The organism is Streptomyces sp. NPDC046759, assembly GCF_040645475.1.
Lineage (GTDB): Bacteria > Actinomycetota > Actinomycetes > Streptomycetales > Streptomycetaceae > Streptomyces.
Window position 1 is genome coordinate 16,777 of sequence record NZ_JBEYYJ010000046.1, and the last position, 21,485, is coordinate 38,261.

Sequence of the window (21,485 nt, forward strand, 5' to 3'; positions counted from 1 at the left end):
CATGCCAACGGCCGAATGAAGAGCTACGAGATGCTCCGCGACCACCGCCGGCGCGGCGCCGACCGCCGTCCCCCGAGCGCAGCCTTGCGTAACGCGCTCAGTACCCGCGGCCCGGGTTGAGGATACCGCCGGGGCCGAAGACGCCCTTGGTGCCGGCCATCAACTCCCGCTCGCTGGGACCAAGTTGTGCGTCGAGGTAACGTGTCTTGAGCGAGCCCACGCCGTGCTCGCCGGTGATCGTGCCGCCGAGCACGAGCGCGGCGGCCACGATGTCGTCGAAAGCGGCACGGGCACGGTCGGCAGCGTCACGGTCGGTGGCGTCGTGGACGACGGTCGGATGCAGGTTGCCGTCGGCGGCGTGGCCGAAGGAGTGCCCCGGCCGACTCGTCCAACCCCATCCGTGTCAGGCGGTTGACGGCGCGGATGCACGTGCGGTCCATGAGCTCCACCGCCGCCGGGTCGGCGACCGCCGCGATCCGCAGCACGCTGTCGACCGCCTGTTCGGGGCGTCGGAAAGGCGGCCACTGCGGTAGCGGTGGCCGCCGGGAACGGTCGCAGCCGCACGGTGGCGTCCACGATCACCGCGAGGGTGCCTTCGGAGCCGACGAGGAGCCGGGTGAGGTCGAGCCCGGTGACGTTCTTGCGGGTCGGCGGACCGGTACGGATCACGCGGCCATCGGCGAGCACAGCCGTCAGCGCGGCGACATGGTCGGCGGTGACCCCGTACTTCGCGCAGCACATGCCGCCTGCGTTGGTCGCCAGATTGCCGCCGATGGTGGAGATCGCCTTGCTTCCCGGGTCCGGCGAATACCACAGGCCGTGTTCGCGGGCGCGGGCGTCGAGAACGCCGGTGAGTACGCCCGGCTCGACGGTTGCCGTCCGGCCGGGCACGTCCAGGGAGAGGATCCGGTCCATCCCGGTGAGCGACATACGACGCAGTCGTCGACCGCACCCACCCGCTTCCCGGAGGCGCCTCTACTTCCTGCAGATCCGCAGGCGTACGGCGGTGCCCTTGGGCCCGGTCCGCACCTGAACGGTGTCGCAGAGCATGCCGACCCCCCAGATACCGAACCCCGACTTCAGGGCGGACTCCGGTGGCACCCAGCTGAGGAACTCCTCGGGCTGCCAGTGGCCGGAGTCGGTGATCTCGCATACGAGGCCGTTGTCGGGCCATACGCGCAGGGACACCGGCGCCCGGCCGTGACGGAGGGCGTTCGTCGCCACCTCGGTGACGGCGACGAGGACGTTGTACAGCCCGTCTCCCGCCACTCCGCAGTTCTTCGCCTGTTCAGCGACGAAGGCCCGTACCGCCTGCAGGTCGTCCGGACGGACCTCCATCGAAGCGGCGGAGTGCGGGGAGGGCGGCAGCGGCCGGTTGTCGACGTCGGCGACGAAGTCCCGGGGGTCCCGGTAGTCCGGGTTCTGCCGCAGCCGGGCGCCCTCGTGGATGTTGGGATGGGTCTGGCGCACCAGGGAGATGACCTCGGGGGCCAGAACCGAGGTGTTGTAGCAGCAGTAGCTCCGAAAATCCGCGTCGGCGAAGCCCATGTTGAAGATCGAGTCGTACCGGACCCACTCCACCGCGTCCGGGTACTGCGACCAGTCGGCCGACGCGACGACCCACGCCGGGCGCGAGCCGAGCGTCCTGGCGACGGCCATCATGCCGGCCATGGCCCGCACGGGAGTGCTGTAGAAGTCCGACGGATCGATGAACTGCACCGCCACGGCGTCCCGGCCGAGCGAGTCGCGCAGCACCTCGGCCTCCTGCCGGGGGGCGACCGCGAACGTCGGGTCGCCGGCCTCGATGCCCTCGCGCAGGTGGGGGATGGCGCCCGCGAGGAACTCCTCCTCGTCGCCGTACAGAAGAGCGTAGTGCTGGACTCCCTGACCAGCCTCCACAGGCTGATCCGCGGGTGCCTCGGCGGTCATGACATCTCCTTCCGCCCCTGGACGAGTCCGGGCAGACGCTCCCAACTGACTGTCTGGATCAGGTTTTCCATCTGTGGCGACAGGTTGTCCAGGACGAGCCGGACCCCGTTGCCGCAGCGCTCCACCAGGCACGTCAGCAGCCGCAGGGCGCCGAGGTCGATGAAGCGCAGCCCGCCGAGGTCGAGCCGTACATCGCCACCTTCGGCCGCCAGCGGGGACAGCGCCTCGATGACCTCCCGGTGCCGCGTCGCGTCGAGCTCCCCCTCCAGGCGCAGGCCGGGAGAATCGGCGGTCGGCGTGATCCGGAGCATTCGCTCGTCGGGGTGGGCAATGACTTCCATGAGGCCTACCAGGTTCTGGGTGGGTGAACTCTTGGAGTGGATCGAGGGCCCGACCGTAGAGGAAGCGGAGGCTTCCCGGAAGGCCCCGGACCAAACTACCCGGCGGCGTACTTCGCCGAGTTATAAGGCAATTGATGCGCTGTCACCTCGTGCTTCCCTCCGCGGCTTGTGGCCCGACCCGCAGTGTCAGGCAGGCAGGGAAGAACGCGCTCCAGGTGTATCCGCGCCAGCGCACGTACGCGCCGACGTTTCCGTCCGCGAGGATGGTGGCGCGTCTCATGTGCTCCTGCGCCTCCTGGATCCTGCCTTCGTCGAAGAGGATGAAGCTGATCTCGTTGAGGGCGAGGCTCTCCAGGGCCCGCTCGCCGGTCTCTCGCGCGTGCCGCAGGCTCTCCCGCAGGCAGGACAGGGCGTCCTCGGTCCGGCCCAGCCCAAGGTACGCCCGCCCTAGACTGCCCAGGCCGGTCATCTGGGCCATCAGGTCGCCGGCTTCCCGTGCCAGGGCGAGGTGCCGGTGCTGCACGGTGACGGCCTCCTCGTAGAGCTCGCGTTCGGCCAGCGCGTCCGCGAGGTTGCCCAGGGCCCGCAGCTCGCCGTCCCGGTCGCCGATCTCGCGCCAGAGCGTGAGCGCCGACTCCAGGCACTGCCGCATCTCGTCGTACCGCCGGTGCAGCCAGTACACCGCGGACAGGTGGTCCAGCCCCCACGCCTCGCTCTCCCGGTCGCCGAGGCGGCGGGCGGTGGACACGACGACTTCGGCCAGGGTGTGCAGCTCCCGGGCGCGGGCGTGCGGGTAGAGGTACCAGTGCAGCGGCCGCGCCAGCCGCATCGCGAGCCGGGCCGTGGGGTCGGTCTGGCCGGCGGCGTGTGTGACGGCGGCCATCAGGTTCGCGCGCTCGACGTCCAGCCACGCCTCGGCCTCGCGGCGGTTCCTGATCGGCGTCGTCGGCAGCGCGCCGTGGGCGGACGGGTCCTTGGCGGGGCGGTGCGGAGACTGCGGCGGCACGTTGAGGAAGGCCACCGCCCGCTCGGCCGTGGCGAGGTAGAAGCGCAGCACGCGTTCGAGGGCCCGTTCGCGCTCGGAGGCCGACTCCTCCGCGTACACCTGCTCACGTGCGAAGAGGCGGATCAGGTCGTGCATCTGGTAGCGGCCCGGGGCGAGGCTGTGCAGCAGATGCGCGTCGACCAGCCGCTCCAGCGCGTCCTCGGCCCCCCAGCTGTCGACGCCGAGCAGCGCGGCCGCAGCCTGCAGGCCCATGTTCGAACCGGGCAGCACCCCGAAGAATCGGAAGGCGCGTGCGGCGGCCCGGTCCGTGGGGTTCTCGCTGTGGCAGATGCCGTCGTAGCTGGCGTGGAAGCTGGCGCGCACCGACAGATCGCCCACCCGGATCTCGTCGAGGCGGTTCTGAGCGTCGGTCAGCCGTTCGACGAAGGCGCTCAGGGGCCAGCTGGGGCGGGCTGCCATGCGGGCGCCGACGATGCGCAGGGCGAGCGGGAGACGGCCGCACATCTGCACGATCGCGTCGGTCGCCTCGGGTTCCGCGGCCACCCGCTCCTTGCCGACGAGCCGCTCCAGCAGAGCGGTCGCCTGGTCGTGGAACATGACGCCGAGATGGAGATGGGTGGCGCCTTCCAGGGAGGTCAGGATCTCACGGCTGGTGATCAGCACCGCGCAGCCGGGACCGGCGGGGAGCAGCGGCCGGACCTGCTCGACGCCGGCCGCGTTGTCGAGCACCACCAGCAGCCGCCGGTCGGCCACCAGCGAGCGGAACGTGGCAGCGGCCTCCTCCGTGTTGGAGGGAATGGCCACCTCCGCAATGCCGAGCGTCGCGAGGAACCGGCCGAGCACCTCGCCGGGTTCGAGGGGCGTCAGCCCGGCGGTGGCCCCGTGCAGGTCGACGTAGAACTGGCCGTCCGGGAAGCGTTCGGCGAGCTGGTGGGCGGTGTGGATGGCCAGAGCCGACTTGCCCACCCCGCCAGCACCGTCGATCACGGCCATCGCCACCCGGCCCTCGTCGCCGTCCTGCAGCAGCTGGTGCAGCACCGAGCTCTCGCCTGCGCGGCCGACGAAGGTGGTGCTGAGGTGGGGAAGCTCCCTGGGCACCACAACGGGCCTGCGCTCGGCGGCCCTCGCGGGTTCGGCGGGCGGCCGGGCCTCGAGCAGCAACGACGCGTCGGCCCGCAGGATCTGCTGGTGCAGCTGTTGCAGGGGCGGCCCCGGCTCGATTCCCAGTTCCTCGGCCAGCTGGTGCCGCAGGTCCTGGTAGGCGGCCAGCGCGTCGGCCTGCCGGCCCGCCCGGTACAGGGCCAACATGAGCTGGCCCCGCAGCCCCTCGCGCAACGGGTGCTCGGCCACCAGTGCGTCGAGTTCGTCGAGGACGGCCTCGTGGCGGCCCAGCCTCAGCCGGGCCTCGATGCGCGACTCCCGCGCCTGCGTGCGATACCCCGCAAGGCGCATCGCCTCGGCCTCGAGGGCGGGCGTCGGCGGTACGTCGGCGAAGGGGGCGTCGCGCCACAGTCCCAGGGCCTCTTCGAGCCGCTCCGCGGCGGTCTCGGGCGCACCGCCGTCGAGCTCCCGCCCGCCCTGCTCGATCAGCTCCACGAACCGGTGGGCGTCGACCTCGCCCGGTGCCACGACGAGCCGGTAGCCGTGGGCCCGGTACCCCTGCGCGTGAGTCACCAGCAGTCGGCCCGACTCATCCCCCAGTGCCCGCCGCACCCGCGACACATAGCCCTGCAGGAGCTTGCCCACGCTCTGCGGAGGGCCGGCGCCCCAGAGTTCTGCGACCAGCCGGTCGGTGGAGACCACCTGGTTGGCGTCACACAGCAGCACCGCCAGCAGCATCCGCCACTTCGCCGGGGCGAGAGGGATCTCGTCGCTGCCGCGCCACAGCCCGAGAGGACCGAGGACCTGATACCGCATGCCACGCTCCGTCAGTCGTCACCCGTGCAAGGCAGGCCTGACGCAGGCCGGTTCCGGAGCCGGACACGTTCGGAAGCCGGGGAACCGGCCAGGAACAGCCACCATATGACCTCCAGCGGTGCCTCGAAAGCGCCGAGCGCGGGGTTCGAACATCCTGGGCGCAATCTCCGCGTGCGGCAAGGAATTTGCCGACTCGCGTGCGACCGGTGGGATCCATTCCCTTTTTTCCCTCCGCGCTCCGAGCGCGGCGCCGGTGCGCCGCGCTTCAGGGCCGGAGAGCGTACGTCACCCGCGGGCCGGCGACCGGCGGGCGGCCAGCAGGCTGCGGACGACCGTGGCGGGCCGCAGGGCCGCGCTCGGCGGAGCCAGCAGGTGCTGCATGTCGAGGACGACGCGGTGCGCGTCCACCGAGACATGGCTGGCCAGCAGCACCTGGCGGACATAGCGGTTCACCAGGTCGGTGCCGGGCGGCCGGCGGCCCACCGTCTCCGGGTACATGAAATCGCCGCCCGTCGCCACCTGCCAGGGGCCGGCGATCACCTTGGCCGCCGCACGGTAGTAGGCGCGGGCCATCCTTGAGGACGTGGTGCCGAACCGGTCCAGGCAGCGGCCGAGTTCCACCGCTTCCAGGGCGGCGACGCTCATGCCCTGCCCGTACACCGGATTGAAACTGCACAGGGCGTCACCGATCGCCACATAGCCCGAGGGAGGCTGCCGCAGCCGCTCGAAGAGACGCCGCCGGGCCTGCGGATAGGTGAACCGTCGCGCGTCCTCCTCACCCACCGGCTCGGCGCGGGCGACCAGTTCTCCGACGTGGGGGGTCGGCAGCTCGGCGGCGAACTTCGCGAACCCCTGCGGATCGACAGGCGCGTGGGTGCCGTGCCAGCCGGCCAGGGTGACCATCCACCGGTCGCCCTCGACGGGGAAGACGGCGGCCGCCCGCTTGTCGTGCGGGGGAACGCCGGCTATCAGGTAGAGCAGTACGTCGTCGAGCAACCGGTCGTCGGCACCGCGCCGCAGCACGCGGGTGGCGTATCCGACGTCCACCTTGACGGTGGCCACCTCGGGGGTCGAACAGCCCAGGGCGTGCAGCCACCGGTCGGACCGCGTACCGCTCTGTCCCGTCGCGTCCACCACCAGATCCGCGGCGAGGACCTCGCCCCCGTCCAGTTCGACCCCGGTCACCCTGCTGGCGGACCCGGTCAGCCCGCACACCGCGAGGAGGTCGCGGATCTCCACGGTGGGCAACGCGGCCACGCGGGCCCGTACCGCGTGCTCCAGGAAGGCGCGGCTGAGGCTGATCCCCTGCAGTCCGGTGGCACAGCGGGTCCGATGGCCCCCCATCTGGTGGAAGAGCAGGTCCGACCCGGGATCGAAGGGCACCGCCCCGCCCGCGACGAGGTCGTCGGTGAGACCGGGAAACAGCTCTTCGAGCGTGCTCTGCCCGCTGACCAGCAATGCGTGCGCATGGCCACTGTGCGGCACGCCTCGCCGGTCTCGCGCGTCCCCGGGCAGAGCGTCCCGGTCCACGACGGTCACCCGGGTGAACCGGTCGGCCAGCGCACGCGCCGCGACAAGTCCTGCCATCGACCCGCCGATGACCACTGCCTGTGCACCGACCGAACCCATGGTCGGACCTTCCTTCGAGGGAACCACCGGCCTCAGCCAGTGGGAGAATCGAATCCTTGGCGTGCCCGGCGCCGCGACGAAGACGCACCGGGCCGCGGCGCGCAGGGCGGCCGGGTCCCGCGCCGGGATCCGGCGTCGGCGGCTCGAGGGCGCGCCGTACATCCACGTGCGTGCGTGGGTCGCCTCACGGAGCCTCCACAACCCCGGTGAAAGTGGTGCCGCGACAGTTCACGGTACCGGGGCAGTCTAGAAGTGCGATGTGGCATGGGCCACTTCACGGACGGCGACCTGTGCCGCCAGCCAGTACGAGCGGCCCAGGGGAACGACTTCCCAGTGCCCGTCAGGCGCATGGCGGGGGCACGGACGTGGGGTGGCGGCCCCTGACGAAACGTCCTGCCGCTTCAGGAGGAGCCGCGGCGCGGCCGTTCGGGTGCGTCCGGCGGTGGACGGTGCCACCGGGCGGGTAAGTGCCCAACCCCCGCCGTCTCCCAGGGCCGTAAGAAATGCCTGCCACTGTTCCCGGCCGAATCCGAATGCCGGGCCATCGGGGTCCTTGCTGTCCCGGACGCAGACGGCGTGTCCGGCATCGGCGACCTCCACACAGTTCCCTCCGTTTCCCATGCTGTAGCTGCTCTTGCGCCAGTGCAGTTCAGTCGGGTCCACCATCGATTTCCTTTCGCAGCCGACTTATGAGGGTGCGCGAGTCCTGGGGGGACAGCGCGTTGGCCTGGATGAGGTTGAAGGCGAGCTGATGCTGCCGGAGATGATGGGCGTCGTTGGTCACCTGGCCGCCGATGAACGACTCCCCGTAGAGGACGTCCGGGCCTTCCCGGAAGCCCATGATGCGGAACGGGGTCATGCCCCCGGGGTGCTCGCGCACGCTGAACGGGATGACCTGAAGGTGCACCTTGGGCAGCTCGGCCAGGGTCACCAGGTGTCCGAGCTGCTCGCTCATGGTCCGGCTCCCGCCGACGCGCCGACGGAGCACCGCCTCGTCGAGGGTGATCATGATCTGCGGTGGGTCGTGTCTCTCAAGAATGCGCTGCCGGTCCAGGCGGGCGGTCACGTACTGCTCGATCTGCAGCGTCGGGGCCACCGGATGGGCGGTGGTGAAGACGGCCCGGGCGTAGGCCTCGGTCTGCAGCAGACCGGGAATGGCGACAGTCTCGAATTCCTGGACGAAACTCGCCTGCTGCTCCAACTCGATGACCTGCCAGAACCAGTCCGGATAGGCGGACTTGACGAGGGAGGGCCACAGAGCTGCCAAGGCGCCGTCCGCGCCGAGCAGCCGGTCGGCCTCGACGGCGAAGCCGCGGGAGGGCATCCCCTCGGCGTTCTCCACCCGCTCGACCTCCGCCTCGGCGCACCGCAACCGCTCGGCGACCTCCCGGCGGGCGAGTCCGGCCGCCAACCGATACCGCTGCACCGTGCCCCCGAAGCGGGCCAGTGCGGAGGGCAGGTTCTCACCGCGAGACTGCGTCGGGCCGGCCTCCGGCGCCCTCACCGGTACCAGTCCCCGGCCGGCCGGCGGTTGCCAGGCCACCGTCCCGTCCGGCCCGAGCGCGGCCCGAGCGATCGGCGTAGGCAGCCAGGACGACTTCGGCTGCCGCGGCGCCGCCGGAACGCGGCTGAGCAGCCCCCAGGAATGCACGCCCGGGCGGGCCACGGCGGACAGGGCCGCCTCGATACAGGCCCGTGCGCTCTGCTCCGTCGCACACGTACCGCACGGACCCTGCTGGTGTCTGCTGTCGCAGACCTGGTGCACCTCCCACGCGTACAGGTGGCTGTGTTCCAGCACGGATGAACTCCGGCCCATGCTTCCGGTCACGCCGTTCACTGGTCCTCCCTCAGGAACTGCGGCCCGCCCGACCACCGGTGCCGGCTCAGGCCGATGCCGGGTGTTCGGAGGTGTATTCGTCTTCTGCTGTTCGCGTCTTGTCGTTCGCGTCTTCCGCCGTGTGCGTCGCCGGTCGCCGCCCGGGGTACGGCGATCGGTACGGAGCCGCGACGCGGCCCCTGGCCGGCCCACGCAGGTCATCGAGGCGGCGTCCCGCCGCTCCCGTCGATGGCGACGGTGCACCAGGTGGTCTTACGGCCGCGGCGGTCCCGGCGTGCACCCCAGGCGGACGCGATCGCCTGCACGAGGAACATCCCTCGGCCCTGCTCCTCCTGGGGACCCGCCCGGTGGACGACGGGCTGTGCCGCGGACCCGTCGGTGACCTCCACCAACAGGCGGTCACCGATCTCCATCAGGTCCAGGGTGATCCAAGTGTCGGGTGCGTACTTGATCGCGTTCGCGAGCAACTCGCTGACGAGTAAGCGGCTGTCGTCGACGACTCCGGACGGGCACCCCCAGGAGAGGAGGGCCTCGCCCACCGCCGCGCGCGCCTTGCCGACCTCGGACGCCGCCGACCGGAGGTGGAGGTGCACATGCCGGCCGAAGCCGAGGTTGCAGTCGGAGCACACGAAGCTGTGGAAGCCGGTCGTCCCCGCCTCGGCGCCGGTGTCGATCGGCATCCGGAAGCCCGCCGCCTCACGGTCGTCACGGGGGTACGGCGTGGCCGACCGCTGCCGAGGCACCTGCCCGCCATGCGACTGTTCGTGAGGTACCGCACGGTGATGCGGATCATGAAGATAGGTCATGACACGCCCCTCTGCCGCAGTGGGCGGGCGTGGGGGCCGCTGACGCTCGGGATCTGCGGGCAATGGTGCGATCGGCGCTTCGGCGCCCCGGCACGGCGTCGACGCGGAGCGCGCTGACCGGGGGCCCGCCGTCGTCGACACCCGGTATCCCGGGCGAGGGACGTTCGCTCCCTGCGTTTCCAGACATCGATGCCCTCCCGACAGCCGTTCACCGAGGCAGCGGCTCCACCGCGGCTTGTCCGAGCTTCACCCTGCACGACCGGGGGAGAGCGGCGGTATATCGGCGGTATCCGTCCGGTCGCGGGCAGCGCGTCCGTCGTCCGACCCGAGTGGCGCGCCGTCAATCGCTGCGGCCCGAGGAGACGAACGGCGCGTACGGCGCTGACCTACCGACCGGAGCCAGTCGGCAGGACCGTTCAAAGCGGCGGGGGCGGGGTCATCCGCTCCAGGGGACTCGTGCGAGAACGAGTCCGCGGACGTCGGCGGCGCCGGACGCCCGGAGCCGGAGTGCGACGTGCTGGAGCTGGGACCCGCTGGTGAGAACGTCGTCGACGAGGAGAATGGTGGCGCCCTTGATGTCGTTGGCGTCCCCGGTCCACGTCAGGGCTGCGGCACGAGCGGTCGCGGCCGCGCGCTTGTCGTCCAGGTCCTTCTCGACGGCCCGTGCCGCTGCGGGTGGGACAGGCAGCCAGTGCCAGGCTGGGCAGGAGCCGTTCGTGCAGCCAGCACACGGCGTTGACGCTGACTGTGTTGCCGAACTGCTGGATCGCCTCGCCCAGCGGATGACATACCCGGCGGGGAAGCGCTGGAGCACCTTGATCTCCTCAGAGCCGGGCGAGTGCGCGCTGCGCGGCGTTGTAGCCGCACATCCCGTGGGCGCCGGCGCCGGGCGGGGTCGCGGCGGAGCAGAGGTAGACCCCAGGTACGCCGGTGGCGTATGGGTCGGGCGCCGGGCGCGGCCGGAACACCAGCTGCCAGGCGTCGTTGGCACCCGTCACGATGTCACCGGCCACGTAGTTGGCGTTGTGCCGGCTCATCTGCGTCGTGGAACGTACGTACGTCGCCCGGATGCGGTCGCGGAAGCCGGGGGCGAACTGTTCGATCCGCGCGGTGATCGCCTCGGTCGCGTCGCCGGTGAAGCCGGCCGGCACGTGGGCGTAGGCGTATAGCGGGTGTACGTCGTCGGCCGAGCGGGTCTTGTCAGCGAGGTACTGCTGGCCGACAAGGACGAACGGCCGCGCCGGCATCCGGCCGGCGGCCACGTCCTTCTCGGCGGCCGCCATCTCCTTCACGCCGCCGCCGAGGTGCACCGTGCCGGCCGAGCGCGAACCCTCGTGCGCCCACGGCACGCCGCCTTCGACGGCGAAGTCGACCTTGAACGCGCCGGGCCCGTGGCGGTACCTCAGGTACGCGCGGCGCACGTGGCGCGGCATCCGGTCGCCCGCGATCCGGGCGGCCGCGGCTGGCGAGGTGTCCAGCATGACCAGGTCCGGGCCGCCCAGCTCGTCGAGTGAGGCCACCCGGCGGCCGGTCTCGAACTGCACGCCGTGCTCGGCCGCGCGGGCCAGGATCGCGTCCCGGATCGCGGCCGAACCGCCCTCGGCGACCGGCCAGCCGAAGGCGTGCGCGGCCGTGGTCAGCGCGACCCCGATGGCCGAGGAGGCGAGCGTGTCCAGGGGCCGGAAGGAGTGCACGGCGACGCCGGTGAAGAGCGCTTGGGCCTCCGGTGTGCGGAGGCGGCGCGCCAGCAGCGTGGCCGGCAGTCCGGCGTAGGCTCCGAACCGAGCCAGGTGGAGCGGGTGCCGCGGTATGTGCAGCACCGGCTGCAGGAACTCCTGGCTGATCGTCCCGAACCGCTCGGTGAGCGGCCCGAACGTGTGCTGCCACCCGGGGCCCCCCTTCCCGAGCCCGGCGGCGGTCTCGGCCACCGACCGCACTGCCACCGCGCCACGCCCGTCGTCGAGCGGGTGCGCGAACTCGGCCGGGGCCCAGCGCCAGGTCAGGCCGGCCCCGGCCAGGTCGAACCGCTCCGCGAAGGCCGAGCACGGCGCCAAGGGGTGCATGCCTGAGCACTCGTCGTGGACCAGGCCGGGCAGGGTCAGCTCGCTCGACCGGATGCCGCCGCCGAGGACGTCCGCGGCCTCGATGACGCGGACCTGCAGGCCCGCCGCGGCGAGCGTGAGGGCGGCGGCGAGCCCGTTGGGCCCGCTGCCGACCACAATCGCCGTCGTCATGCGAGGGCCTCCTCACCGCTTGCCGTCGGGTACGCCGGGTGGTGCTCCGGGTGCCGCCATGTGACCTCGAGCGGGATGGGCCCGCTCGGCAGCCAGGGCTGCTGGTCGACGAGGTCGCGCACGTCCCACCGGCCGCGCTCGACGATGCCGAGGGCCGCGTCCATCACGAAGTACTCCTGCAGGGGTCGGTGAATCGGCTGGGACTCCACCCAGAAGACCACGAACTCTCCGGGGGCGAAGTGCAGCCGCCGCTGGATCGCCTCGATCAGCTGGTCGTCGTGGAGGTGGCCGTCGCCGAAGTTCCAGCCGACGACCAGGTTGGCGCCGACCTCGCCTTCGCGCACGGTGTACGTGTCGAGGTCGTCACCGAGATAGGCCCGCGCCACCGACAGCAGCCCCTTGCCCTGGCTGTGCATCGAGCGCCAGGCGATGAACATCTGCATCGCCATCTCGGCCATCGGGGCGGAGTAGCCGAGAGCCTGCAGTTGCCGGTTGTGCGTCTGGACCGGGATCGGCAGCTCGTTGAGCCGCTCTTCGGCACCCGGCGCCAGGGCCCAGACCGCCGACGCCCAGTTTCCGGCGTACTGCCGCATCGACGGCAGGAAGGAGACCAGGTCCGGGCGCAGGTTGCCCAGCACCGGGAAGAACAGCAGGGCACTTGCGATCACCGGCAGCATCCACGGCTCGCTGAAGTCGAGCAGGCCGTAGCCTTCGCCGGCCGGGTGCCCGGCGAACAGGAAGATCCCGATGTACGCGAACAGGATGTTCCACTCCAGCGGCACCGCCAGCGGGAACGTCGAGGTGATGAACAGGTGGAAGAGCACCATGCACACCACGGCGACGAGGGTCAGTTCCTGGTTGGTGCTGAACAGCAGTACGAGCGGGACGACGAACTCGGCGAGTGTACCCATCACGTGCGCCATGAAGTGGGCCAAGCCGGAGGGACGCAGGTCCTCGGGCGGGTTCTTGTAGTGCCTGAGCCGCATCGCCCTGGGCGTGAACGGCGCGTTCGACACCATCGGAGGGACGACGAAGGAGAAGTGGCGGGTGAACTTGGAGACGGCGGCACCCACCCAGACGGTGACGATGATCAGCTTCGCAGCGATGATCATGTCGGTGAAGTCGAGTGTGGCGCAGACGACCATCACCGGGACGTACTGCTCGCCTCGCGCCGCCAGGAAGGGAACCTTGTCCCGGAGGCCGAGCAGCGCGAGCAGGACGGCCGGGACCGCGAACAGCACAGGCCGTACCAGGCCACCGGTCACGTCGGGCCGGCCCGCCAACAGCGCGTCGGTGCCGGCGCCGGGCAGCACGATCGCCACGGCCAGGCTGACCAGGATCGCGGCGTACAGCAGGGCGTCGACGACACCGCGCTGGTCGCCGCGGGTGAAGGGCACCACGCGCGGCCACGGTGGGAGCCGGATCGTGCCCGGCCGCAGCCAGTAGCGGGCTCCGCCGTACATCGGCTTGAAGTGGCCGGTGAGCGGGCCCCAGGCGCCCCCGACGCCGACGACCTCCAGGAGTGCCACCCACAGCACGAGTTTCTGGTAGACGATCGGCTCGTCCCACCACTGGCGCACGTCGAGCAGGCCGCCGATGTCGGAGGTGGTGGTTACGACCAACAGGCCGCCGATCGTGGAGAGTCCGACCAGCTTGAGGATGTAGAGCAGGTGCAGCACCCGCGGGCTGCCGAAGCCGTTCTGGGCCCAGAAGGCGCTCAGCACCTTCACCCGCTCGAAGAACGGGCGCTGCACGAACTCCTCGGGGTCGACCGCGGGGAAGACGGGGGTCTTGAAGGCCATGCCTCACACTCCGGTGGTGACGGTCTCGTGCTGCCGGCGCAGCGCAGGCTTGTCGATCTTGCCGACGGGGTTCTTGGGGAGGGCGTCGAGGATGCGCACGCCCACGGGCACCTTGTAGCGGGCCAGGTTCAAGGCACACGCCTCGGCCAGGTCCTCCGCAGTGACGGCGGCGCCGGGCTGGAGCGCCACGTAGGCGAACGGGACCTCGCCGAACCGCTCGTCCACCTGGCCGATCACGGCGGCCTCGCAGACGCCCTCGCGGGAGAGCAGGACCGCCTCGATCTCTTTGGGGTAGATGTTCTCCCCACCGCGGATGATCATGTCCTTGATCCGGTCGACGATGCGCAGGTAGCCGTCCTCGTCGAGGACGCCGACGTCGCCGGTGTGCAGCCAGCCATCGCGCAGGGTCTCGGCCGTGGCCTCTGGTCGCTTCAGGTAGCCCCGCATCACGTTGGGCCCCTGGATGACCACCTCACCGCGCTCGCCGCGGGGCAGGATCACGCCGTCGGGGGCCATGACCTCCACGCGCACCCCTGGGAAGGCCGGGCCGACCGTGCCGACCCTGCGCTCGTCCCACCAGCGGTTGCTCGTGGCCGCGCAGGTGCACTCGGTCAGGCCGTAGCCCTCCGCCAGCACGAATCCGAAACGCTCCTCGACCGCGTCGAGCAGCTCCTTCGAGGCCGGCGCGGCCCCGCACGCGGCGAACCGCACCGAGGAGAAGTCGGCGTCGCGCGGCTGCCCGAGCAGCATGGCGTAGATCGTGGGCACGCCCGAGAAGTACGTCGGGCGGTGCCGCTCGACGGCGTCGAGGAAGCCGTCGACGGTGAACCTGCCCAGCACCGTGAGCCGGGAGCCGGTGCGCATCGGCGTCAGGAAGCTGACACAGAGCGCGTTGACGTGGAAGAGCGGGAGGAAGAGCAGGCAGTGGTCGTCGGCGGTGAGCCGCATGAGGTCGGCCATCATCGAGGTCATCGCCTCGAGGTTGGCGTGGTCGAGCATCACGCCCTTGGGCCGGCCCGTCGAGCCGCTCGTGTAGACGAGCAGGGCCAGTTCGTCCGGTGACGTCCGCGCCGCGGGCAGCGTCGTGCCCACCGGCACACGCCGCAGCTCGTCGGCGGCGAGGCTGGGCCGGCCGCCGTCGGGCGCGCTCGGGCCGAGGTTCACGACGAGGCCGCTGTCGGCGTCCGTGATCTGGTAGTCAGCCTCCTCGGCGGTGAGCGCCGGGTTGACCGGCGTCGCGGCCGCGCCGAGCCGCCACGCGGCGACCATCGCGACGAGGAGCTCGACGCGGTTCGGAAGCATAACCGCGACGACCGAGCCACGCCCGATGCCGCGCTCGGCGAACTGCTCGGCCGCAGCCTCAACCCACGCGGCGAACTCCGCGTAGGTGAGCTCATGCCGCTCGTCGCGGACGCACGGGCGGTCGGCGTGGGCCGGGTCGGCGGACCAGGGGAGATAAGCCAGGGTCGTCATGGAGGGGTTCCCGTCCTTCCAGGGGTGCTGGGTCGAAGGTAGGGACACCTGTGACGGCCGACACTGTCCTCGGAAGACAAGGAATAGGGGCAGAATGGTCCCCCAGGGCCGCATTCCTTGGCCGGTGGGGCTGTGATGGAGGGACGGGATGGCACAGCGATACGACGTGGAGGTGCCCGCCGACGTCGGCGTGATCGGTACGGCCCTCGCCGAGCAGCTGCCGGACCTCACCACGGCCATGACCACCGCCCTCGAGGAGCAGATCCCGGAACTGCCGCAGGACCGGATGACCGGGGCGCTGCTCGCGCGGAGCGTGGAGAGCAACCTGCGCGCGGCGAGCGCGCTCTACCGCGGCGAACTGGAGCTCGGCGCGCTCGCGGCCCCCGCAGAGGCCCGGGAGTACGCGCGCCGGCTGGCCCAGCGCGGCGTCTCCGTCACCGCGCTGGTGCGCGCGTACCGGCTCGGACAGCACCTGCACCTGACCTGGTCGGTCGAGGAGCTGGTCCGCGAAAACCCCGACCCGAAGCGGGCGTTGGCCGCCGTGCGCGCCTTGCTCAGGCTCAACTTCGTCTACATTGACACGATCTCCGAGCAGGTCATCGCGGAGTACCAGGCCGAGCGGGAGCGCTGGCTCTCCCACCGCAGCACGGTCCGGGCGGAGACCCTGGAGCGCATCCTGGCCGGAGAGGCGGTCGACGGATCCGCCGCAGAGGCCGCGCTGGGCACCCGTCTGCACCAGCAGCACCTGGGCGCGGTGCTGTGGACCGCGAGCGGGCACGACACACCGGGCTACCTGCCGCACCTGGAGTCCGCAGCCGGCCGGCTCGGGCACGCCCTGGGCGCCGTGGGCAGCCCGGTCTTCTGGGCGAAGGACCGGGCCTCGGCCTGGGTCTGGTTCCCACTCGGCCGCAAGACGACGGCCGATGCGGTGGCGGCCGCTGCGGCCCTGGACCAGCGCACCACGCCCCGCGTGCACGCGGCGCTCGGCGCCCCGGCCCGGGGACTGGCCGGCTTCCGGTACACCCATGAGGACGCCCTTCAGGCTTTCCGGCTGGCCACGTCCGGCAGCGGCGAGCCGCCCCCGCTCGTCAGCTACACCGACCCAGGCGTCCGCGCCGCCGCGCTCCTCGCGGCCGACCTCCCCCGCACCCGCCGCCTGGTGACCACCTCGCTGGGCGGGCTGGCCGCCCGGACCGAGAGCGCCGCCCGGCTGCGCGAGACCCTGCTCGCACTGCTCCAGGAGCGCGGCAGCCTCGGAGCCGCGGCCGACCGTCTGCACGTCCACAAGAACACCGTGAAGTACCGCGTTGCCCGCGCCGTCGCGCAGCGCGGCCGCCCGCTGGAGGACGACCGCCTCGACCTGGAGCTCGCGCTGGTCGCGGCGCACTGGCTGGGGGACGCGGTGCTGCCGGAGGGCTGACCCCCCGGGGGGACCTGGGCGGCTTCCTAGTGCCGTGTCGGGCAACGTTTGCCTCGGATGAAGGGTGATCTCCCGGCGGACTCCCCGGACCGTTAGGTTGACGAGATGAAGATTCTTCATCTGTCCGATACGCACCTCGACCGTGCAGGGGGCCCCGACACCGACGGTGCCGATGGCACCGCGGCACTGCGGCGCCTGCTCGCCGACCTGGTCCACCTGAACGACCTTGATGCTGTCATCGTTACGGGTGACGTCGCGGACGACGGATCCAGTGAGGGGTACTCGCGAGCTCGTGAACTCCTTGGCGGCTACGCGAAGGAGCGGGGCGCACCGGTGTTCTACGCGACCGGGAACCATGACGAGCGGGCGGCGTTCACCGAGGTGCTCGGCTGCGGCCACACCCGCCCCGACGCGGTCTGCGACGGGCCCGACGGCGAGCGGGCCGCGGCGAGCACGATCGACGGCTGGCGCGTGGTCACCCTCGACTCGCTCGTGCCGGGCAAGGGTTACGGCCAGATCAGCCGTGCCCAGCTTGACTGGTTGCGCGAGGTACTGGCCGCGCCTGCGCCGCATGGAACGATCTTGGGCTTCCATCACCCGCCGATTGCGCTGGAGGTCGAGGTGCAGCGGGCGCTGGGTCTGCAGAATGCCGACGAGTTGGCCGCGGTGATCCTCGGGACCGATGTGCAGCTCATCCTCTGCGGCCACTTTCACCTTCAGATCTTGGGGCATCTGGAGCAGGCGACGGTCTGGGTCACGCCCGGGGTGGTCAGCCGCATCGACCTGACCGCCCGGCCCGGCACCGAGCGCGCCGTGCACGGCCCTTCGGCCTCCCTGGTCCAGCTCGGCACGGCGAACGGACCGCTCATCCACACCCTTCATGCCCGTGACCCCCGCGTGGGCGAGACGGTCTACGAAGCCGATGAGGAGGAGATGCGGCAGGTCATCGAGGACCTCGGCCCCACCGGGTGAGTCCGAAGTGAATGTAAGCGGCGCCAGGCGGATGTGACGTCGGTGGGTACAGGGGTGGGCGGCACGCATCGGCCATGCCGGCCTGGCGGCCGAACCGGTGCGCGTGCGCGAGATTGACGATGAGGAGGGCCGGAGCCTGCTGCGGATCATCCGCCGCGGCACCAGCTCGGTGGTGACCTGGCGGCAGGCCCAGATGGTGGTGCTCTCAGCCCAGAGCATGCCGGTGGCGAAGATCGCCGGGGTGTCGTTCACCAGCACGGACCGGGTCCGCGACGTGATCCACAACTTCCGCACCGACGGCTTCGCCTCGCTCTACCCGTAGTACAAGGGTGGCCGGCCGAAGACCTTTACCCTGCCCGAGCGCCGCGAGATCAAGAAGATGGCCAAGTCCAGGCCCACCGAGCACGGCCTGCCGTTTTCCACCTGGAGCCTGACCAAGCTGGCAGACTTCCTGGTCGCCGGGGGGCGGTCGACGACATCAGCCACGAGGCCTGCCCATCCTGCTCCGCGAGGAAGGCGTCTCCTTTCAACGCCTGAAGACCTGGAAGACCTCCGGCGATCCGGACTACCCGGCCAAGAAGGCCCGTGTCGAGCACCTGTAGGCCATCGCCGACGGCGAGGTCATACCCGAAGAAGGCGCGCCCGACGTGGTGTTCTGCATAGATGAGTTCGGGCCGCTCAACCTGATGCCGCACCCGGGACGGCAGTGGGCCGAACGCAGTGGCAGGCGCAAGGACCCCGACCGCGTACCCCGCCGCAGGCGCCGGGCCACCTACAACCGCTACGGCGGGGTACGGCATCTCTTCGCCGCCCTGGCCCTCACCCGCGACAGGTTCTACAACGGGCCCGACCTGGGAGTTTCGACCATGCCTCCTAGCAATCAGGTTTCGGAGAGCCAGGCGGCTGCTCCGATTGCGGCCGGCGCCCGGCTGGAGTCGATGCGGCGCCGCGTCCGCCTCTCGCGCCTGGCGGTCTGGACACTCATCGCGGCCGGCCCCGTCGCCCTGGCCGTCGCCATCGCCTCAACCCCGACCAAGGTTCAGGCGGCCACGGCGGCCAAGCCCACCACCGTACGCACCGCGGCCGCCGCCGACCCGGGCGGCTCTGCGCAAGTGTTCCTCAGCGCGTGGCTGCGCAGCCGCGCCGATGACGCGACGACTGCGCAGGCGCGGCTTGCGCAATCGATGGCCCCGGACGTCGAGCTGCCCGATCCGGCAGCGGGTGCGCAGCCGGCGCCTCAGTTGGTGACGGCGGTGCGCAGCGCGAAGGCGGCGTGTGGGCGGTGACGGTGGCTGTGCAGTACTCCGACGGACGGTTGCGGTACTACACGGTGCCGGTCGCTGCGGACCGCTGGGGTACCTCGTTCGCCGTCACCGGTGCGCCCGGCGTGGTGGCCGGCCCGGTCCGGGCCGAGGTGCCGAAGTCGCCCTGCGGGGTGAGCGTTGCGGAAGGCGATCGGTCGTCCGCTATCGGGGAGTTCGTCGCCGCGTATCTGACCGGTGCCGGAGAGGTGAGCCGCTACCTTGCGCCCGGTGTGCACCTGTCGGCCCTCTCCCCCGCCCCGTACACGGCGCTCTCCGTCAAGAGGAATTGCTGGCGTTCTTCGACTTTCCGGCCGAGCACTGGATCCATCTGCGGACCACGAATCCGATCGAGTCGACGTTCTCCACCGTCCGGCTGCGGACCAAGGTCACCCGCGGGGCCGGCTCCCGCACCGCCGCCCTGGCCATGGTCTTCAAGCTCGTCGAGTCCGCCCAGCAGCGGTGGCGGGCCGTGAACGCACCCCACCTCGTTGCCCTCGTCCGTGCCGGAGCCCGCTTCGAGCGCGGCCGGCTCGTCGAACGCCCTACCGCCGTGGCAGCATGATCGGCTTCAGCCAAGCGCCCAGAGAGGCATCTGCCATGTCCAACCTCGACAGCCAGGTTCCCTACTGGGATGCCGCCGCGGCCACGAAGACGTTCACCCACCCGCTCCATCTGCCCTGGCTCGACGGGATCAGCAGGCACGCCGCGATCCTCGACTACGGATGCGGCTACGGCCGCATCATGGAGGAGCTCGAACAGCGCGGCTTCGGCAATCTCACGGGCGTCGACGCCTCACCGGAAATGATCAGTCGGGCACGCCGCCTGCACCCCACCATGCGCTTCGCCGCCCTGGAGGCACCACCGGCCTCGCCCTGTCCAGACGCAAGCTTCGACGCGGTTCTGCTCTTCGCCGTGCTGACCTGCGTCCCCGGCGATGAAGCCCAGCACCGGCTGATCGCCGAGCTGAACCGCATCCTCAAGCCCGGCGGGATCATCTACATCAGCGATCTTCTGCTGCAAGACGACGAACGCAACCGCAGCCGTTACGGCCGCCATGCTGATCACTACGGCAGCTATGGCGTGTTCGAAACCGGCGACGGTGCGGTCTGCCGCCACCACCCCCGCGAGTGGTTCTCCACCCTGCTTGCCGGGTTCCAGACCATCGACACCCGGACTATCACGGTGCCCACCATGAACGGTCACGAGTCAACCGGGATCCAGATCCTCGCCCGCAAGCCCACACCGCCATGAGCGCAGCTCAGATCCACAGGTATTGACCATTACTCCCGACTGGTCAGCCGGACGAGAACCACGGAGATGGCGCCTGAGGTTGACGCCGAGACCAGCGTTACCGAGAGGGTGTCCACGCAACTGTCTCCTTCGCAACGGGCCCATACAGCGGCCGAAGCGCGTTTGTATGGAAAGGGTCCACTGGCACGGACACCCTCTCAAGACCGCAGCCTGGTAGCTGAAGCCAGCAAGCCCAGGCACGGCCGGCATAACCTGCACCGCACAACAAGCGCACCAGATCGAGCGGGGGACAGCGGGGAACCACGGTGAAAGCGGTCGGCCCCGCCAGGCCCCATCTCGGCCGTTCGCACAGGTCAGTGTCAAGACGGGCCCCATATGGCCGCAGCTTCCCAAGCTGGTCTTCGCCCTTGCCCACTCGTTGCGCCGATCCACCCCGACAGGGCCCGCCCATGAGCCGAGCCGGACGCTACGACGTCTGCTGGAAGATGTCGCCGACGGCCTTGCCTGTGGTCGTTGCCCCGGCCTCAACGAACCATTCCGTGCCGAGCAGCCACCCGAAGACGGGGGCCGGAAGACGAACCAGCATCCTCATCACGGGAGCAAGCCGGCCAGTCCCCGATACCTCTGAGCGATGCGCGGCAAGTGCCGCCTGTTTCTGCCCGGCGAACCCACGGACATCGATTGTGTGAGTGATGGCCGCGCGCGGGCTGTAGGCGGTGCGCAGCGCGTCTGCGTCGAACCGAAACGGGATCCTCAGCAGGCGGACCAGTTTCGTCAGACGGTCCACGACATCGCGCGGCATAGTCGCCTCCAACACCCGAGGAACCCTGGCCAACTCGGCGGCACGCTTGCCGACCTCGTGCACCTTGACGTGATCGCGGTGGCCGTATCCACCGTTGGCGTCGTAGCTGAGGAGCAGCTCTACGCGCTCCTCGCGGAGGACGGCGGCCAGCCGCTCGGCCGCTTCCTCGGTGTCCGCCCGGACAAAGCGTGCGCGGTCCGGTGGATCCGGATAGAGAACCGCGCCGTGTCCGCTGTTTGCATATCCCAGGTGCACCACACGTGCCACGCCCAACACGGCCGCACTCGCACGAAGTTCGTCCAGGCGCGGCGCCTCACCCTGCGGAGCAGCGTCCATCAGGCCATCCGTGGCCACCACGATCACGACGCGGTGCCCATGGGCCGCGACGCGGGCGAGGGTGCCACCCGTCAGCAATACCTCGTCATCCGGATGCGCGTGAAATGCCAGGACGGTTGCCATGGACCCATCCTGAACCACGGCGCTCATCGGTGTCTCATGCCCCTTCCACATGGTCCGCCGGACGGGGCCCAGATTGCGCTGACATCCAAGAGTGACATCAACGACCGTGTACACCGACGCACTTGCGCAGTCAGGCTCGGCCGGGATGCCCTTGCGGCTCCGCTGCCGAGCCCTCCCCTGACCGCGGCGTACGGGATGGGAGCTGGGGAGAGTGGTGGGAGAGCTGGGGTTCAATTCTGGCCGAACGAGCCGCGTCGATGGGTGGGGAGGACGGTTGCGTCCAAGGAAGTGGTGTACGGGTTC

15 protein-coding genes and 5 pseudogenes are annotated in these 21,485 nt (G+C 70.8%); 6 read left to right on the top strand and 14 right to left on the bottom strand.

What is annotated here, in order from left to right; genetic code table 11:
• Positions 1–97: 97 nt before the first annotated feature.
• The 13 genes and pseudogenes from ABZ919_RS38730 to ABZ919_RS38790 all read right to left on the bottom strand — a co-directional run bounded on the left by ABZ919_RS38730 (position 98) and on the right by ABZ919_RS38790 (position 14,974).
• A complete protein-coding gene (locus tag ABZ919_RS38730) occupies positions 98–343 on the bottom strand; it encodes an FAD-linked oxidase C-terminal domain-containing protein (protein ID WP_361258172.1) in 246 nt (81 codons plus the stop codon).
• Complete coding sequence (locus tag ABZ919_RS38735; protein WP_361258175.1) at positions 306–485, bottom strand: hypothetical protein; 180 nt, start codon at positions 483–485, stop codon at positions 306–308. Before ABZ919_RS38735 ends, ABZ919_RS38730 begins: the two co-directional genes overlap by 38 nt.
• A gap of 229 nt (positions 486–714) precedes the next feature.
• Positions 715–930, bottom strand: a pseudogene (locus ABZ919_RS38740) (FAD-binding protein); the annotation flags it as partial.
• A 45-nt stretch (positions 931–975) separates the two neighbouring features.
• Complete coding sequence (locus ABZ919_RS38745) at positions 976–1,929, bottom strand: sensor histidine kinase (RefSeq protein ID WP_361258112.1); 954 nt, start codon at positions 1,927–1,929, stop codon at positions 976–978.
• Positions 1,926–2,270 (bottom strand): STAS domain-containing protein, encoded by a 345-nt coding sequence (locus ABZ919_RS38750; RefSeq protein WP_356317783.1) that lies wholly within the window; start codon positions 2,268–2,270, stop codon positions 1,926–1,928. The genes ABZ919_RS38745 and ABZ919_RS38750 overlap by 4 nt, the downstream gene beginning before the upstream one ends.
• Before the next feature lie 142 nt (positions 2,271–2,412).
• A complete protein-coding gene (locus ABZ919_RS38755; RefSeq protein ID WP_361258116.1) occupies positions 2,413–5,193 on the bottom strand; it encodes a BTAD domain-containing putative transcriptional regulator in 2,781 nt (926 codons plus the stop codon).
• A gap of 285 nt (positions 5,194–5,478) precedes the next feature.
• A complete protein-coding gene (locus ABZ919_RS38760) occupies positions 5,479–6,822 on the bottom strand; it encodes an NAD(P)-binding protein (protein ID WP_361258120.1) in 1,344 nt (447 codons plus the stop codon).
• Between the two features lie 492 nt (positions 6,823–7,314).
• Positions 7,315–7,488: pseudogene (locus ABZ919_RS38765) on the bottom strand (DUF397 domain-containing protein); the annotation flags it as partial.
• Positions 7,472–8,620, bottom strand: a complete 1,149-nt coding sequence (locus ABZ919_RS38770) for a helix-turn-helix transcriptional regulator (protein WP_361258123.1) — start codon at positions 8,618–8,620, stop codon at positions 7,472–7,474. The pseudogene ABZ919_RS38765 and the gene ABZ919_RS38770, both read right to left, overlap by 17 nt.
• Positions 8,621–8,856: 236 nt before the next feature.
• Complete coding sequence (locus ABZ919_RS38775) at positions 8,857–9,339, bottom strand: ATP-binding protein (RefSeq protein WP_361258126.1); 483 nt, start codon at positions 9,337–9,339, stop codon at positions 8,857–8,859.
• Between the two features lie 950 nt (positions 9,340–10,289).
• Entirely contained in the window at positions 10,290–11,699 is a 1,410-nt protein-coding gene (locus ABZ919_RS38780; protein ID WP_361258129.1) for an NAD(P)/FAD-dependent oxidoreductase, read from the bottom strand.
• Positions 11,696–13,501, bottom strand: a complete 1,806-nt coding sequence (locus ABZ919_RS38785; RefSeq protein ID WP_361258132.1) for a DUF3556 domain-containing protein — start codon at positions 13,499–13,501, stop codon at positions 11,696–11,698. Before ABZ919_RS38785 ends, ABZ919_RS38780 begins: the two co-directional genes overlap by 4 nt.
• A 3-nt stretch (positions 13,502–13,504) precedes the next feature.
• Positions 13,505–14,974 (bottom strand): AMP-binding protein, encoded by a 1,470-nt coding sequence (locus ABZ919_RS38790; RefSeq protein WP_361258135.1) that lies wholly within the window; start codon positions 14,972–14,974, stop codon positions 13,505–13,507.
• A 148-nt stretch (positions 14,975–15,122) separates the two neighbouring features.
• Here ABZ919_RS38790 and ABZ919_RS38795 point away from each other — a divergent pair, with 148 nt between their 5' ends.
• From ABZ919_RS38795 to ABZ919_RS38820, 6 genes and pseudogenes are all read left to right on the top strand, one after another.
• A complete protein-coding gene (locus tag ABZ919_RS38795) occupies positions 15,123–16,394 on the top strand; it encodes a helix-turn-helix domain-containing protein (protein ID WP_361258138.1) in 1,272 nt (423 codons plus the stop codon).
• Between the two features lie 105 nt (positions 16,395–16,499).
• Entirely contained in the window at positions 16,500–17,366 is an 867-nt protein-coding gene (locus tag ABZ919_RS38800) for a metallophosphoesterase (RefSeq protein ID WP_361258141.1), read from the top strand.
• A 136-nt stretch (positions 17,367–17,502) separates the two neighbouring features.
• Positions 17,503–18,205: pseudogene (locus tag ABZ919_RS38805) on the top strand (helix-turn-helix domain-containing protein); the annotation flags it as partial.
• A gap of 491 nt (positions 18,206–18,696) precedes the next feature.
• Positions 18,697–18,876: pseudogene (locus ABZ919_RS38810) on the top strand (conjugal transfer protein); the annotation flags it as partial.
• Between the two features lie 74 nt (positions 18,877–18,950).
• Positions 18,951–19,232: pseudogene (locus ABZ919_RS38815) on the top strand (transposase); the annotation flags it as partial.
• A gap of 35 nt (positions 19,233–19,267) precedes the next feature.
• Positions 19,268–19,921, top strand: a complete 654-nt coding sequence (locus tag ABZ919_RS38820; protein WP_361258144.1) for a class I SAM-dependent methyltransferase — start codon at positions 19,268–19,270, stop codon at positions 19,919–19,921.
• Positions 19,922–20,387: 466 nt separating this feature from the next.
• Here ABZ919_RS38820 and ABZ919_RS38825 read toward each other — a convergent pair whose 3' ends face one another.
• Entirely contained in the window at positions 20,388–21,182 is a 795-nt protein-coding gene (locus tag ABZ919_RS38825) for a PIG-L family deacetylase (protein WP_361258147.1), read from the bottom strand.
• Positions 21,183–21,485: the final 303 nt, after the last annotated feature.